The 15,841-nt window shown below is 66.2% G+C and carries 13 protein-coding genes and 1 CRISPR repeat array; of the genes, 11 read left to right on the top strand and 2 right to left on the bottom strand.

Annotated elements, in window-relative coordinates; all coding sequences use genetic code 11:
- Positions 1 to 29: 29 nt before the first annotated feature.
- Positions 30 to 848 carry a barstar family protein gene (locus tag GQS09_RS00505; protein ID WP_165983930.1) on the bottom strand — a complete coding sequence of 273 codons (819 nt, stop codon included), beginning with the start codon at positions 846 to 848 and terminating at the stop codon, positions 30 to 32.
- Positions 849 to 990: 142 nt separating this feature from the next.
- Here GQS09_RS00505 and GQS09_RS00500 point away from each other — a divergent pair, with 142 nt between their 5' ends.
- The 10 genes from GQS09_RS00500 to cas2 all read left to right on the top strand — a co-directional run bounded on the left by GQS09_RS00500 (position 991) and on the right by cas2 (position 12,672).
- Positions 991 to 1,638 (top strand): hypothetical protein, encoded by a 648-nt coding sequence (locus tag GQS09_RS00500; RefSeq protein WP_165983929.1) that lies wholly within the window; start codon positions 991 to 993, stop codon positions 1,636 to 1,638.
- Entirely contained in the window at positions 1,635 to 2,840 is a 1,206-nt protein-coding gene (locus GQS09_RS00495) for a DNA cytosine methyltransferase (RefSeq protein ID WP_165983928.1), read from the top strand. The genes GQS09_RS00500 and GQS09_RS00495 overlap by 4 nt, the downstream gene beginning before the upstream one ends.
- Entirely contained in the window at positions 2,840 to 3,976 is a 1,137-nt protein-coding gene (locus GQS09_RS00490; RefSeq protein WP_165983927.1) for a DnaB-like helicase N-terminal domain-containing protein, read from the top strand. The genes GQS09_RS00495 and GQS09_RS00490 overlap by 1 nt, the downstream gene beginning before the upstream one ends.
- Positions 3,977 to 4,391: 415 nt before the next feature.
- On the top strand, positions 4,392 to 6,599 hold the full coding sequence (locus tag GQS09_RS00485; protein WP_313895930.1) for a CRISPR-associated endonuclease Cas3'': 2,208 nt from the start codon (positions 4,392 to 4,394) through the stop codon (positions 6,597 to 6,599).
- Between the two features lie 525 nt (positions 6,600 to 7,124).
- Entirely contained in the window at positions 7,125 to 7,889 is a 765-nt protein-coding gene (gene cas5c / locus GQS09_RS00480) for a type I-C CRISPR-associated protein Cas5c (protein WP_165983926.1), read from the top strand.
- 4 nt (positions 7,890 to 7,893) lie between these two features.
- Positions 7,894 to 9,699 carry a type I-C CRISPR-associated protein Cas8c/Csd1 gene (gene cas8c / locus GQS09_RS00475; protein WP_165983925.1) on the top strand — a complete coding sequence of 602 codons (1,806 nt, stop codon included), beginning with the start codon at positions 7,894 to 7,896 and terminating at the stop codon, positions 9,697 to 9,699.
- A gap of 51 nt (positions 9,700 to 9,750) precedes the next feature.
- On the top strand, positions 9,751 to 10,689 hold the full coding sequence (gene cas7c, locus GQS09_RS00470) for a type I-C CRISPR-associated protein Cas7/Csd2 (protein WP_313895929.1): 939 nt from the start codon (positions 9,751 to 9,753) through the stop codon (positions 10,687 to 10,689).
- A 35-nt stretch (positions 10,690 to 10,724) separates the two neighbouring features.
- Positions 10,725 to 11,351 (top strand): CRISPR-associated protein Cas4, encoded by a 627-nt coding sequence (cas4, locus tag GQS09_RS00465; protein WP_313895928.1) that lies wholly within the window; start codon positions 10,725 to 10,727, stop codon positions 11,349 to 11,351.
- A complete protein-coding gene (cas1c, locus tag GQS09_RS00460; RefSeq protein WP_165983923.1) occupies positions 11,348 to 12,382 on the top strand; it encodes a type I-C CRISPR-associated endonuclease Cas1c in 1,035 nt (344 codons plus the stop codon). The genes cas4 and cas1c overlap by 4 nt, the downstream gene beginning before the upstream one ends.
- On the top strand, positions 12,379 to 12,672 hold the full coding sequence (gene cas2, locus GQS09_RS00455; protein WP_243760985.1) for a CRISPR-associated endonuclease Cas2: 294 nt from the start codon (positions 12,379 to 12,381) through the stop codon (positions 12,670 to 12,672). The genes cas1c and cas2 overlap by 4 nt, the downstream gene beginning before the upstream one ends.
- Positions 12,673 to 12,809: 137 nt before the next feature.
- A CRISPR array of direct repeats spans positions 12,810 to 13,497; the repeat unit is 37 nt; unit sequence GTGGCGGCCGTCCTCCGGGACGGCCGAGAGTCGCAAC.
- A gap of 5 nt (positions 13,498 to 13,502) precedes the next feature.
- Here the strand turns inward: cas2 and GQS09_RS00450 are convergent.
- The gene (locus tag GQS09_RS00450) at positions 13,503 to 14,639 is read right to left on the bottom strand and encodes a site-specific integrase (protein ID WP_243760984.1); all 1,137 of its coding nucleotides are present in this window, start codon (positions 14,637 to 14,639) and stop codon (positions 13,503 to 13,505) included.
- Between the two features lie 867 nt (positions 14,640 to 15,506).
- On the opposite strand from GQS09_RS00450, the gene GQS09_RS00445 reads away from it, so the two are divergent.
- Positions 15,507 to 15,827: a helix-turn-helix domain-containing protein gene (locus tag GQS09_RS00445; protein ID WP_243760991.1), complete on the top strand. Its 321-nt coding sequence runs from the start codon at positions 15,507 to 15,509 to the stop codon at positions 15,825 to 15,827.
- The last annotated feature ends 14 nt before the right edge of the window (positions 15,828 to 15,841 follow it).

Raw genomic sequence — 15,841 nt, 5'->3', positions numbered from 1 at the left:
CCAGACCGACGCCTCGAAGCAACGAGCTGTCACCGAAGGATGACGCTCACACCCCGTTCCTCGAAGATCTCCAGGAGGAGGTCGAACAGCACAAGCTCGCGATCACCGGCGGGCACGCGCTCCGCCAACCGCGTCCGAGCCTCGGCAGAGAAGTCCCAGTGCAAGGTGAACGGAGTGGTCGCGCCCCAGCCGCCTCTCAGACAGTCGTCCAGAGCGTCCAGGTTCCAGCCGAAGTATCCACCAGGTCCGTTGATGGCCTCACCGATCGCGCAGTAGAAGCTGTCTTCGTCGACGATGTGTCGGCCATCCAAGGTGAACACCTGGCCTGCAGGCGCATCGGGTTTCCCCTGACGGTGGTACTCCCGGGACCACAGGGCCACCGACAGCCACGCGTGTCGGTCCTCGGGTGCGAGTTCGTGCCACATTCCGGTGTGGTTCAGGAGACCGGTGCGGACCAGCTCCCACGGTCGTTCAGCTCCGGGCAGGGCGTTCTCGCACCAGAGCGTCACCGTGAGGTCGACGAGGCTGGCACCACCGGCGGAGGGCTTGACGTCGATGACGGTGACCTCGCCAACGAAGTAGGACCCCATGGCGGCACCGTCACCGTCGAGGAGCTCGAACCAGGCGTTCCCCGCCACGGCACGACGACTGCCGACATGGTCAACGCACCTCAGTAGGCCACCCTGCGGGAAACAACCCGCCAGGTGCACTCGGCGCGCTCCTTCCTCATCCGACAGGGGCGTGAACAACCCCTCGGCTTCCTGAGCGAAGCCCCAGAAGTCCCTGTCGTCCTCGTCCGAGGTCAGCGCGTACTTCTGCCCCTCGCCGCCCCGCCCTGATGTTCGCATCGCACCCCCATTGAGAGCGCTGATCTTACCGACGCGTGGGGATCTGCCCTGCGGTCGCCGGCGACACCACCCCTGACCCCATCCCATCCATCTCGGAGGCGCTTTGACGAATCACATACCCGCCTTCACCCATGAGGGTGAAGTGCAGAGAAGCACGGGCGAATACAAGATCAAGCCCATCAAGAAGAAGGTCCGCGAACTCCTCGGCTACCCCTATCCGGCCCGCATACCCAAGGACCTCTTCGTCGAGCAGTGGGTCGGCATCTCGGTGGACGAATTCCACCGTGCCAAGGACGCCGACGTGCGCTACATGCGCAACCGCCACCCGCTGATCGACCTGGGCTGGTCGAGGCAGGACTGCCTGCGCTACCTCGCCGCCCGCGACCTGTCCGACACCCCCAAGAGCGCCTGCCTGGGCTGTCCCTTCCACGGCAACGCCCAATGGCGGGCCATCCGCGACACCTCCCCCGAGGAATGGCATGACGTCGTGGAGTTCGACGCCGCTATACGCCAGGGCAACGCCCGCGCCAACGCCACCGGCAACCACCTGCTGGGACAGGCCTTCCTGCACCGCTCCCGCCTACCGCTCTCCCAGGCGCCCATCGACCACGTCACCGCAGCCGAATGGGCCGCCCGCCAGGCCACCCCGGAATCCACCGCCCCCACCGACACAGCCACAGCCGAAGACGACCTCGAGCACGGTGCCGGCGGCGGCTGTTCCCCCTGGGCCTGCCGCGGTGAAGGGGAGACGCAGACGACTTCGCGCGAGGACTACGGACTGGCCGCGTGACCACGGGCCAACGCTGGATCGTCGACCTGTTCGCCGGCGCCGGCGGATGGTCACAAGGACTGCGCCACCTCGGCGCGCGCGATGTCGGGCTGGAGTGGGACCGGTGGGCCTGTGCCACCCGGGCCGCCGCCGGGCACCTGACCATCCGCACCGATGTCGCCGCCTACCCCACGCATCCGTTCGCCGGGCGTACCCGCGGGGTGATCGCGAGTCCTCCCTGCCAGGCCTGGTCAGCGGCGGGCAAGCGGCTCGGGCTGCTGGACCAGCCCTACGTCCACCAGGCGGTGGCCGACCTCGCCGCCGGCCGCGACACTCGCGCCAAGCTGCTCACCTCCTGCCGGGACGACCGCTCCCTCCTGGCAGCCGAACCCATGCGCTACCTCCACACCCTCAACCGTGCCGGGGAACCGGAATGGGTGGCCATGGAAGAAGTCCCCGACGTCCTCCCGCTGTGGAAGCAGTACGCCGCCATCCTGCGCACCTGGGGCTTCTCCGTCTGGACCGGCATCCTCAACGCGGCCGACTACGGAGTACCACAGACCAGGAAGCGGGCCATCCTGCTGGCCTCCCGCACGCGCACCGCCGCGCCCCCGCCACCCACGCACGCGGCCCTCGCCGAACGGGACACCCTGTTCGGACCCGGCCGGGCGAAGTGGGTCTCCATGGCGCAGGCCCTGGGCTGGGGCGCGACCGACCGGCCGGTGCCCACCGTCTGCGCCGGCGGCACCGACGGCGGCGGACCCGAGCCCTTCCCCACCGGCTCCCGCCAAACCCTCACCGACGCCCGAGCCCGCGGAACATGGAAGCCACCCAGCCCCGGCCACCGAACACCACCCGCCCCACGCCGGAACCGCACCGGATGGTTTCTGCGCTCCAACAACCAGGCCAACGCCACCATTCGCCACGCCGACGAGCCGGCCGGCACTCTGTTCTTCGGCCACCGCGCCAACGAATGCGTCTGGGTCCCACAAGCGGCCACCGGCACAGACAGCACCGATCCGGCACCGCCGGAACCCATCCGGATCACCGCAGCCGAAGCCGGCGTGCTCCAGTCCTTCCCCCGCCGCTACCCATGGCGAGGGAACAAGGGACAGATCTTCTCCCAGATCGGCAACGCCGTCCCACCGCGACTGGGCGCCCACCTGCTCGCCGAGCACATCGGCGCCACGGTCTGTCCCGACGACTTCTCCCTGGCGGCCTGATGACACAGCCCTCCAGCATCCCCGGCGGACAGGACCACGACCCAGAACCACGGAAGGGCAGTGGTACCCCCGAGCCGGTCCACTACGCCGAGCAGGCACTGCTCGGTGCCCTGCTGCTCGACCCGGTGCACCGCGAGAGCATCGGCCCGCTGCAGCTGGCGCACTTCGGCCACCCATTCCACCGCGCGCTGTTCTCAGCCATCCAGGCCCTGGACCTGCCCGACCCGGCCGAGCACGCCTCCTCCCTGGTGTGGCTGGACGCCGTGCTGGACGCCGCCCGAGCCGAGACCCGCGGACTGACCGCCGGCTACCTGCACACCCTCATCCAGGCATGCCCGCGCACGGAGCACGCACCGGCATACGCCCGCATCATCAGGGCCGAGCACACCCGCCGGATGCTACGGATCCACGCCGAACGGCTCGCCCAGACCGCCATCGACCCCACACTGCCCGACCCCGTCCGCACCGTCATCGAAGAAACCGACACCCTGGCCCGGTTCCTGAAGGGCGCCGCCTCCCTCGCCGGCCACGCCGCCTTCCTGCCCCGGACCCCGATCCCCGCCGCCCCGGAACAAAGCCCCACCGAGGAGGAGCTGGAGGAGGAGCGGCTCCTGCTCGCCACCACAATCGCCCGCCCGGCAGCCATGACGGAAATGAGCTGGCTGCGGGCACAGGACTTCACCAGCCCGCTCCACGCGACGCTGTTCGCCTGCCTCACCACACTCGTCCGCCGCGGCGACCTGGTAGACCCGGTGACCGTGCTGTGCCACGCCCAACACCACGGCCTCCCACCCGACATCGACCCGGACGCCATCATTCGACTACTCTCCGCCCTGGCCGGACACCCGGAGTACTGGGGTGAACGCATCCTCCAACGCTCCCTACTCGCCCACACCCACACCGCCGCCGTGCACATCCGCACCCTCGCCGACGAACCGGCCAACACCATCGAGCAGCTCCTCACCGGCAGCCGCCGCGTCCTGGCTCACCTTCGTGCCGTCCAAGCCCGCTGGCAGGCCATCCAACCGGAGCCGCCGACCCCCGCCCAGCGCAAGACGGACCAGCCGACGCAACGCGGCCCGAGCCCGCCCTCACACCGGACAGGCTCCCTCGCCATCACGCGGGCCGGCCGCTGACCTCACCCGCTGCATAACGTGATCCCGTGGCGCTCATCCTGCGACTATCACAACTGAGCCCTGTCCCACCACTTTCGGTGTGACGAATACAGTACACTCCGTCACCACGGGATCTGAGGCAGGGCCGTTCGTCTTACAGGCCCGAGGACACCGTAGCCCTGGTGTAGTTGCCCGGTAAAGGCGATCAGGCGCGAGGCGCCTATACACCTTCGGAGGATTCTGTCGTACGAAAATCGCGAAACTGGAGGAGTGACGGCTTCCAAGACCCTAGTATGATCGCGAACGAAGGACTTCTGGGGGTGTGGTGAGGGGTAGGAGGCTGTACGCGCACAGCCGCAGCACAGTCTCGGGCGTCCGACACGAGTTGGTCGATCACTTACGTGGTTCGGCGGCTCTGGCACGACAGTTCGGTGCGGTGTTCGGAGCAGCCGAGTTAGCCGAGTATCTGGCACTGGTGCACGATGTCGGCAAGGGATGCTGTGCGTGGCAGGATGCGCTGATCCACAGGGCAGAGGCAGGCCACCAGCGGGTCGGTGTTCCTCATAAGGACGCCGGAGCGGGCCTGGCTGCCCAGCACGCCGGACTTCTCTTTGCCACAGTCGTTCACGGTCACCATGGGGGTCTCCATGACCGTGCAAAGGTGCGCGAGATTGTGCGTGCCTTGGCTGGTGATGATCGCGACGCGGCGAACGCCCGAGAAGCTGTGGAGGCCGTTTCCGCGTTGATTCCGGAAATCATCCGCTCAGAAGTGATCGCGCCGCCCTACTGGCTCAGGAAGCTGCCCGCCCGGCAAATCGGGCTCGGAAAGGATCTACTGGTTCGGCTGCTCTTCAGTTGTCTGGTGGATGCCGACTTCCTCGACACTGCCGCTCACTTCGACGGTACAGGAACGCCGCGCGTCGCGCCGGACACCGACATGGCGTCACTGCACAGCCGGTTCGAGACGCGGCGGCGCGCGTACCTCAAACGCAAGGAACCGTCACCGGTGGACGCGGTCCGTTCAACAGTGTACGAGCAGGCTCTCGCTGCCGCTGAGGGCAATCCGGGCGTCTATGTCCTCCATGTCCCAACCGGTGGTGGCAAGACCCTGGCCTCTGCCGGGTTCGCCTTACGGCATGCCGCAAGGCACCGGCTGCGCCGGGTGGTAGTCGCAGTTCCGTTCATCAGCATCACCGAACAGAACGCCGAGGTGTACCGAGACCTGCTGGATCCGGGTGAGGGCGAGGCCGGGGCTCCCGTGGTCCTGGAGCACCACAGCTCCGCTGACTTGGACGGAACCGGCGGCGCCAGCCGGTGGGCGCGGCTGGCGGCGGAGAACTGGGATGCGCCGATGGTCGTGACGACGACGGTGCAATTGTTCCAGTCTCTGTTCGCTAACCGGCCGGCGGCCATGCGCAAGCTGCACCGCTTGGCAGGGGCGGTGATCGTGCTCGATGAGGTGCAAGCCCTTCCTGATCGACTGCTCGCGCCGATTCTGAGTGCACTGCGCGGCCTGGTGGAGCACTTCGGTGCCTCGGTCGTGCTGGCCTCCGCCACACAGCCCGAGTTCTGGTCGCTTCCCGAGCTGGAAGGCTCCCCGCGCCACATGGTCATCGACGATGTCCAGGGCCTCTTCACCGAGCTGCGGCGGGTGAAGTACACCTGGCGCTCGGATGCGGACCTGTCGTGGGAGGAAGTCGCTGACGATATCGCCGGTGAACCCGAGTCACAGGTTCTGGCGGTGGTCAACACGACGAAGGACGCCTCTGTACTTCACAAGTGCTTGGTGAACTTGGCGGGGGCCGGGGAATCGGGCAGTGCAGCGTCAGCAGCCTCCATGGGGGACCGACTGAGGGCCCCGGGTCAGCCAGCGGTGCTCCACCTCTCCACCAGAATGACGGCGGAGCACCGCCGCGAAGTAATCAAGCTCATTCGTTCCAGACTCGCCGCCGGCCTGCGCACATTCGTGGTTTCCACCAGCCTGATCGAGGCCGGTGTCGATATCGACTTTCCCTGTGTGTACCGGGCGATGGCCCCGGCGGAGTCCTTACAGCAGGCGGCCGGCCGCTGCAACCGCGATGGGCGCAATGCTCAGGGCAGAGTAGTTATCTTTCGCCCGTCGGAGGGTGGCGACCCACGAGGCGGATCGTACGATGCCGCCAAGAGCGCCTCTGAGCGGAATTTTGGCCCAGATCTGGCTGATCCGGATGACCTTGCGGCACTGTCTCGCTACTACACCGACCGCTACGCAGCGCAGGGTACCGACGGCCGTGCTTTTGGCGAGGAGATCCAGCAGTTGCGCCGGGCGCTGGATTTCCCAGAAGTCGCCAGGGAATTCCGCATGATCGACGACAGCTACTCGCAACCGGTAGTGGTTGTGCGGCCGGAGAAGTCGGAAGAGGACCGCGATCGGATCGAAGCAGACATCAAGCGGCTCCGAGATCCGTATCCGACCGGACCAGAGGTGCTGCGGCGGCTCCAGCCGCATACGGCTTCACTGCCCCGGCACGAGGTGCTGAAGGCGTTGAGCAGTGGTATTGCGGAACCGATCGTAGGGGACTTGGTGGTGTGGCGCGGCTTCTACGACGCCGCACGCGGACTGGACAGTCAACGGACGGAGGATCCTGCTGCATTCTTGATCTGAGCAGATGATAGAGATGGGCATGCCGCAGTGTCACTGTGCAACGATGGGCGAGTCCTCCTGGGGCGATGGCGGTCTCTGAGCATTTTGTGAGCACGGAGGCCGAGAGTCGTAACGCTTGACGACTGGCAGTACAAGGTGCACGCGCCCCGCCGCACAGGTCATCCCGCGCGGCGGGATGCGTTCACTGTCAAACCCAGCGTGAGAGTCGTCGTCGCCGGGACGCGGACTACAACGAGGACGACGACCACTACCACGAGGAAAATCGTATCAGCGAGGGGATTCTGCATCGGAGAGCTCCTTTGCTTGTCGACTAGCAGTATCAGGCACCGTTCCAGTAGTGCGAGACAGTAGCCGACTCACCGACAACTGCCAGGTGCGCCACGCGGCCCGCTCGCCGGTCGTCAAGGCAACAGTTCGGGAAGCTGACTCGACACCCCCGAAGCAGCCGACATCTCGAATACCGGAGCGCTGGCGAAGTAAACGCGAGGCCCTGCACAGGACCACAGAATTCGAAGGGAACATCGGATGGGTTCGACAACTGCCACTGCGCGGCGTCTGGCGCGTGGCAATGGCGGATGGGCTTTTCCAGACCTTGTGGTCGAGGCATGGGGTGACCTGGCGTGCTTCACCCGGCCCGAGCTGAAATCGGAGCGCGTCAGTTACCCGCTGATAACACCATCGGCTGCGGACGGTGTACTCCGCGCGGTGTTCTGGAAGCCGGAGTTCCGCTACGTGATCCGGCGGATCGAGGTGCTCAGTCCGGTCCGATGGATGCGGGTCCGTCGGAACGAGGTGTGCTCGGTAACAACCGCTTCCCAGGTGGCGTCACTGCAGCAGGACAGGCACAGGCACTATGACGTCGAGGTCGACCGCGACCAGCGCAGCACAACGGCCCTTCGGGATGTGCGGTACCGCATCCACGCCCAGGTGGTCGTCTCACCCAAGGCTCGCGCCGGAGGTGGTGGGTTCCCGCCGGCGTCGGAGGAGAAGTACCGCGAGCAGCTGCGCCGCCGAGTGGAGCGCGGGGCCTGCTTCTCCCAGCCATTCTTCGGGTGCCGCGAGTTCACGGCGCACTTCGGCCCGTCCAGCAGCTTGCCGGCCCATACCGACTGGACCGACGAACTGGGCGTAATGCTCCACTCGATTGAATACACCCCGGCCGGCGAACGGTACCGCTGGTTCCGGGCCTCGGTGACGGAAGGCGTCATGCACGTACCCGAGCAACCGTTGCCCGATGACGCGGTCGCCACGCCGGGCGCCCCATGGCGAGCCGACACGGCCGGAGGGTAATCCCATGCTGCTGCAACGGCTGAGCGAGTACGCCGAGCGGGCCACCGACGAGCTGCCCGCCGAATACCATCGGGCCAAGGTCATCGACCGCGTGCTGCTCCTTGCCGAGGACGGAAGATCCGCGGAACTGGAGGACCGCCGCAAGCCGGCCAAGCTGCGGGACCAGGCACTGATCGAACACGTCCCGCACGTACAGCGGTCCGGGACGAAAGTCCCGCCGTACCTGCTGGTGGACACTGCCGAGTTCGTGCTCGGTGTGCCCAAGGTGAACGGCCGGAACGCGCCGACCGACAAGGACCGGGCTGAGGCCCAGCGCCGCCACGCCGCCTATCGCGAACTGGCGCTGCGCTGGGCGGACACCGCGCCGCACGACCCTGCCGCAGCGGCCGTCCGGACCTTTCTGACCGCACCGGACGCGACGTGGCCTGCCACCGAGGACGTGGGCCACAAGGAGATGATCGCGCTCCGGGTCGGCACCCGGTGGCTGCACACCCTGCCCTCTGTCCAGCGGCTGTGGGCCGAAATCGTGCGGGAACGAAAGGGCGGCGGCGAAGACCGTTCCGGACTGTGCCTGGTGTGCGGTACTCACGGAGCGCTGCTCACAACGATTCCAGAACCGGTCAAGAAGGGATCGGTTCCGACCGCCGGAGGCAGCAACGAGGGCCAGCTGGTCTCCATCAACAGCACCGCCCAGGGACGCAATGGAATCCAGCAGCTCACCAACACCCCAATCTGCCACCGGTGCGGCAGCCGCGCCATGGCCTCCCTCAACCACTTGCTCTCCTCCCGCACCCAGTGTCGGCGGTTCAAGGACCATGGCGCTTTCGTCTGGTGGACCCGTCGGCCGGGAGAAGACCCGGATCTCGTCACCACTCTCAACGACCAGCCGGACGAGGCCACCATCGCGCGGCTCATCGGCAGCATCCAGGACCAGCCGACTCATAGGGCAGTCAGCGGAGTCGACACCGATGCCTTCTACGGGCTCACCATCGGCCTGAACAACGCACGCATCGTCGTCCGCGACTGGCTCGACGTGCCTGTCGCCGACGTCAAGCGGACCCTCGGCCTGTGGTTCTCCCAGCACGGCATCCACGAGGGGTGGAAAGGCCGTATCCGCCATATCCCGGTGTGGCTGATGGCTCTGTGCTGCGGTCGCTGGAACGGCGAGCGCTACGTGCGGGACAGCGCCCCTGTTGGGCTGGAGACTGAACTGCTGTTCGCAGCACTGCACGGGTCCCGGCTCCCCGCACGTGTTCTGCCGATGCTGATGCAACGCATTCACGCCGACCGGCATATCGACGCGCCGCGCGTCGCCCTCATCCGCCTGGCCCTCAACCGACTCGACGAATGCAGGAAAGCCGAGATGCCCGACGCTCTTGATGACGCCGACAACCACCCCGTTTACCTCTGGGGCAGGATGTTCGCCGTGCTGGAAGAGATCCAGCGCAGCGCGATCCCCGACCTCAACACCAGTCTCCGGGACAAGTACTTCTCCGTCGCCGCAACGGCTCCCCGCGCGACGATGGTGCAGCTGCTGAGAAACGCCAACGCCCACCTCAAGCGGCTGGGCCGCGACAACCGCGGAGCAATGACCGCTCTCGACTCACGCCTGCGTGAGTTCATGGGCCGCGTCCCGCGCACCGGTCTCCCGCAGCACTTGAGCGTGCTGGAGCAGTGCGACTTCGTCATGGGCTATTACCACCAGCGGCAGGCCGACTTCGAAGCGATCCAGGAGCGCAAGTCAGCCGATGGCAGCACCGATGAGAACGCTCACGGTGACAACACCCCGCCCCACGAAGCAGCCGAGTAAGGCCCTCTCACCCGACCGTTACCCGACTCTCCTCAAAGGACACCGGCAATCGTGACCGCACCGCATCTCGACCCCGGCCGCAAGCACGACTTCGTCTTCCTGATCGAGGCCCTGGACTCCAACCCGAACGGTGATCCGGACAACGGCGGCATCCCCCGCACAGACCTGGTCACCGGCCAAGGGCTCATCACCGATGTCGCTATCAAGCGGAAGATCCGCAACACCGTCGCACTGTTCAACGCCGTGGAGAAGAGGCCCGGATACGAGATCTACATCGAGGCGGGCACCGCACTGAACTCCCAACACGAGCGGGCGTACCACGAGGGCGGCGCCACCAGCAAGGACTCCGCCCAGCAGTGGATGTGCAAGAACTTCTTCGACGTGCGCATGTTCGGCGCCGTCATGACGACTGGCAAGCGGGAGAGATGGGCTGGTCGAGTCCAGGGCCCCGTCCAGCTTGGATTCGCACGCACCATCGACCCCGTCACCCCACTCGATGTCGCCATCACGCGGGTCACTCCCACCCGCGTAGAGGAACTGGCTGCCTGGAACAATCCGCAGCCCGAGACCAAGTCCGACAAGGAGAAGAAGGGCAACGCCAAAGAAACCGAAATGGGGTCCAAGCACATCATCCCCTACGGCCTCTACAAGGGGACCGGTCACTTCAGCGCGCCCCTGGCTGCCAAGACGGGCATCACCAGCGATGACCTCGCCATGCTCTGGCGTGCGTTCACCCTCATGTTCGAGCACGACCGCGCTGCCGCCCGCACCGGCCTGAGCCTGCGCGCCCTCCACATCTTCACCCACGACGACGCCTTCGGCCAAGTGCCCGCACACAACCTCACCGACCTCGTCACCGCCACCCGACGAAGGGATACGCCCGCTCGCTGCATCGACGACTACACACTCTCTGATCCTGCAGCCGCCGACCTCCCGGTCGGCGTCACCCTGACGACTCTCGCCCGCCCCACGGCCTCTGCGCCGGCATGACGGAGTCGCCTGGTTTCCAGGGCGGAGAGGGGAACGTGCTGCAGGTTCCCCTCTCCGCCCTGGAGCACTACGCCTACTGCCCCCGCCAGTCCGGGCTCATCCTCCTGGAGGACGCGTTCGAAGAAGACGCCGCAACCGTCCGTGGCACCCTTCTCCACCAACGTGTCGACACCCCGGGCAACCGCGGAAGAGGTTCCGTCCGCACCCTCCACGCCTTGCCCGTCTGGAATGACGCCCTCGGCCTGGTCGGCGTCTGCGACACCGTCGAACTCCACGCAAATGGTCGCGTTTTGCCCGTCGAGCACAAGTCCGGCCGTTATCGGCCCGCCGGCCCCGCCGACGTGCAAGCCGCCGGGCAGGCCATCTGCCTGGAAGAGATGTTCCGCACCACGATCACGCAGGCCGCTGTGTACTCAGCCGCCGATCGAAGACGTCATCTCATCGCCGTCGACCAGCCACTGCGCGAGCGGGTGGCTGAACTGACCAGCGTCATCCGGCGCATGCTCACCTCCAGCACCCTTCCCCCGCCGGTCGCCGACAGCCGCTGCCGACGCTGCTCCATGGCCAACTCCTGCATGCCCCGCGTCCTCGCCGGCGACCGCCGTTATCGGCAGGCTCTCCGCGATCTCTACCGCATCGCCCCCGCACCGGAGCGCGCATGACCACCGAACTTCTCAACACCCTCTACGTCCAGACCCAGGGAGCCGATCTCCGCCTCGAGGAAGATTGTGTCCGTGTCCGCGTTCCTGAAGACACCGGCCGCCGCACTCTTCCGCTGCGCCGCCTCGATGCCATCGTCGTCTACGGACACGTCAATCTCTCCACCGAACTGATCACCCGCTGTGCCCAGGACGCCCGACCCATCACCTGGATGAGTCGCAGCGGTCGTTACCTGGGACGCCTCGACGGCGCCGTACGCGGCAACGTTCTCCTCCGTCACGCCCAGCACCAGATACACGACGACGAGGACGGCTGCCTCGAGATCGCCCGCAGCATCGTTGCCGGAAAGATCCGCAACAGCCGCTGGATCATCCTCCGAACAGCCCGCGACGCTCCCCGTTCAGCGCAGGAAGCGATGCGCGCCGCCGCCTCGAAACTGGCCGAGAGTCTTCCCTCCACCGCTTCGGCTCCCCATCTCGACGCCCTCCGCGGCATCGAGGGTGACGCCGCACGCCTCCACTTCGCCGCCTTCCGCAACGCGCTTCGCCCCGCCGAGGGAATACCTCCCTTCGAACGCCGAGCCCGTCGGCCGCCGACCGATCCGGTGAATGCCCTGCTGTCGTTTCTGTATGGACTTGTGCGCGGCCTCGTCCACGGTGCGACCGAGCAGGTAGGCCTCGACCCCTACGTGGGCTATCTCCACGGCATCCGGCCAGGCAAACCCGCGCTGATCCTCGACCTCATGGAGGAATTCCGCCCCATCCTCGCGGACCGTCTCGCACTCACCCTGCTCAACCGCCGGCAGCTGCGCGTCGAACACTTCGAGGAACTGCCCGGCGGAGCCGTCCGGCTCACAGACGATGGCAGAAGCGACGTACTCCGCGCATGGCAGGACTGGAGACAGCAGCACTGGCAGCACAGCATTGCTGGTCGCGATGTCCCCGCCGGACTGCTCCCGGTCATGCAGGCCCGCCTGCTCGCCCGCCACGTCCGCGGAGACCTTCCCGGCTACCTGCCCTGGACGGCTGCATGATGGACCTTCTCCTCACCTACGACGTGGACACCACCAGCCCAGAAGGCGCCAAGCGACTCCGGCGCGTCGCCAAACTCTGCGAAGGCTACGGCCTCCGCGTCCAAAAATCGGTCTTCGAAATCGTCGCCGACGACGCCGACTTGCTCCGACTCTTGGCACGTATCGACAGCACCATCGACACCGAACGCGACAGCATCCGGATCTACCGCCTTCCCCACAACGGCCTTGCCGATGTCCAAACCCGCGGGATCGCCCGAGTACAGTCACACCGGGACGACCTCGTCCTCTGATCAACTCGCTTCGGAACCACAAGTGCACACGCCAAACGCAACTCACACCGAAGCAAAATGTTGGAAATGAGTGAAACGCCAGGCGCAACTTCCGCCTATCGCGACACGCAGTTCGGCGTTATCCCTGGCCAGAAACCGTGGCGGCCGTCCTCCGGGACGGCCGAGAGTCGCAACCTCGTCGTATCCCGAGAGTTCGGTGGCCCGGTAGTGTGGCGGCCGTCCTCCGGGACGGCCGAGAGTCGCAACTTGGCGATCCGGGTGCCGACTGCTGACTTGAAGATGGTGGCGGCCGTCCTCCGGGACGGCCGAGAGTCGCAACAGCGCATGCAATGGTGGATGCGCCCTGGGCAGGGCTGTGGCGGCCGTCCTCCGGGACGGCCGAGAGTCGCAACGACGGCTCGAAGACCCGGGACGCCACCGCGCTGGTGTGGCGGCCGTCCTCCGGGACGGCCGAGAGTCGCAACTCCGCGGGCCGGCGCAGGTTCGCGGACGGCACGATGGTGGCGGCCGTCCTCCGGGACGGCCGAGAGTCGCAACGTGCTCTCCACCACGCCCGAGACCCGGGCGGTCCCGTGGCGGCCGTCCTCCGGGACGGCCGAGAGTCGCAACGATTCCGGCCGGGCCGTCCGTCACGTCCCACGGGCGGTGGCGGCCGTCCTCCGGGACGGCCGAGAGTCGCAACCAAAATCCGGCCCCGGACCGAGGCCCGGGGGTGTGGTGGCGGCCGTCCTCCGGGACGGCCGAGAATCCTAACGCGATGGCCAGGCCTGCCTTCGGTACCGAGCTCGGCGCTGGCCGTCCCCGGGCGACCCTGCACAGCGGTAGTCGCGCTAAACAGCCAGTTGGAGGGCAGCGTCGAGGATTTTGGCGGCTTTGTTGATGCTGCCGGGCATCAGGTGCCTGTAGGTTCGGTAGGTCTCTTCGATGGACTTGTGGCCCATCCATTCGGCAACGTCCGTGATCGGTATGCCGTTGCCCAATGCGTTGGAGGCGAAGAAGTGACGGAAGCCATACATACCCACCCCCTTCTGTGGAGGCAGCTTCTCGAACAGTTTTCGAACGCGGCGCCGCTCCATCGGTTCCGTGAAGTATCCGCCGGGACCTCGGAGAAGATAGCCATTCGGCGAGGCGCCATGCTTTTCTGCGAACCGTTCCATGGCACCCCGCACCGTGCATGGCAACGGGACCTCCCTGAACTCACCCGGTTTGCGATGCTTCAGCTTGGCGGGCATATGCAGGTTCGAGTGTATTTGTTCGGTCACTCGGTACACGTCGAAGGCGACCATGTTGTTCAGATTGACGGCGCGAGCTTCGCCATTACGCAAGCCACAGCCGACCATCATGATAATCTCCATGGCGAGGAATTCGTCCGCCACCGTCAATGCCTTCGTGATGTATTCAAGTGTGGGAATGACAACGGTCTTCGGAACATACTCCGGGTCCTGCACGCCTTTGACAGGGTCGTCCGCCATCGCACCTTTGTCGTATGCATCCCGGAGCAGGGACTTCAAGACGCGGTAAATATTCGACTGATGGCCTCGGCCCACGCCGCTGGCCTCCAGGTCATCCAGGAATTTCTCCACCACGACCGGAGTGACGGAGATCAGCTTCCGCGAGCCGAGGGCCGGGTTGATGTGGACCTTGAAGTAGCTGGCTACGTGCTGCGCCGTCGAGTATTCGGTCATCTTGCGCTGACGTGGCAGCCACGTCTCGGCATATTCCTCGATGCTCCGCTGTCCCAGTTCGCGGCGACTCTCGGCGACTGTGGGGGAAGTCTTCTTCCGTTCCGCGTAGAGCTCTGTCAGGCGCTCAATGGCGCCGTCCTGCGTGCTGTAGCCGGCTTCCTCTCGCTGCTTGCCGAGGGCATCACGGAACCGGATCGTGTACGGGTGCGGGCAGCGGGTCGGGCGGGTGCAGTCGCAGGGCTTGAAGAAGGAGCCCATGCCGCGGGCCAGCTGTCGAGCCAAGGAAGAGCCTTCCGGTCCGCCGGGAGGCACCTCTCCGGCCTCCCGTTGCCGTGCCCGGGGGCGGGACAGCGGGCCCCCTGGGACCGATGCTGACCGATTGCTGACCCGGGCCCCGTCATGGTGGCTCTGACCTGCGCCGATGTCCAATCACCAGGTCTTGGGGACTTCAACATGGTACGCAGCATTGCGGCACTCCTGGATGTTGGCTCCCTGCCTGCATATTCGCAGGTCAAGGGCGGTTTCCGTACCCTGGGGCAAGTCGCGCGTCCGGCCGGCTTTCACCAGGTTTTGCAGGACTCTTGCTGACCGATTGCTGACTTTCCTGACACATCGTNACATGGTACGCAGCATTGCGGCACTCCTGGATGTTGGCTCCCTGCCTGCATATTCGCAGGTCAAGGGCGGTTTCCGTACCCTGGGGCAAGTCGCGCGTCCGGCCGGCTTTCACCAGGTTTTGCAGGACTCTTGCTGACCGATTGCTGACTTTCCTGACACATCGTCACGCAGCGACGGAAGGCTTGCGCCGGCACTCCGGCCCCTGCCGTGACGACGCCCCCAGGGTACGCAATCGCCCCCTGCCCCATACCTGGGGCCACCTCCACCCGCAGTCGCACCGCTCTCACCCCCGGCGCGCGGACCGACACGACCGCGCCGCGGATCCGACGGGACGCGGTCTCCGCCGTGCACATCGGCGCAGCGTGCGCCGCCCTCACTCGCGGCCCGCCAAAGAAAGGTCGGGAAAATAGCGGATCATCGCCGGTTGGCCAAACCGGGCCGTACTCCGAACATGGCGTTTATGACCGTCAGGCACTGACCAGCGTCCACGGTCGGATTCCGTGACCCTACGAAAATGGTACGACCGTGACCATGGCCAAAGGCAACGTTAGCCATCAGGCATGGTCAGCAGGACAGCTCTACTGGAGAGGCTCAATGCCCGTTTCCTCTATTACTCAGTCGCAAAGTAGTGTCCCGTCCTCCAGCCGAACGGGGAGAGGGCGTCAGTCCGAGCCGATCCTGATGGACACCGCTGAACTGGCGATCATGCTCAACATGTCCGTGAGCTGGGTCTACCGCGAGGCGGCAAAGCTGGGCCTGAAGGGCTACAAACTCGGCCGCGGCCGAAATGCCAAGGTCTTGTACAAGCGGACCGAGGTCCTGAAATGGCTGGAACAACAGAAGATCCACTGAGCGCCTATGCGGTC

This window comes from Streptomyces sp. YIM 98790, assembly GCF_011421595.1.
Lineage (GTDB): Bacteria > Actinomycetota > Actinomycetes > Streptomycetales > Streptomycetaceae > Streptomyces.
Note: the sequence above shows the minus strand (reverse complement) of the source record. Positions and strands in the feature narration are given on the sequence as shown.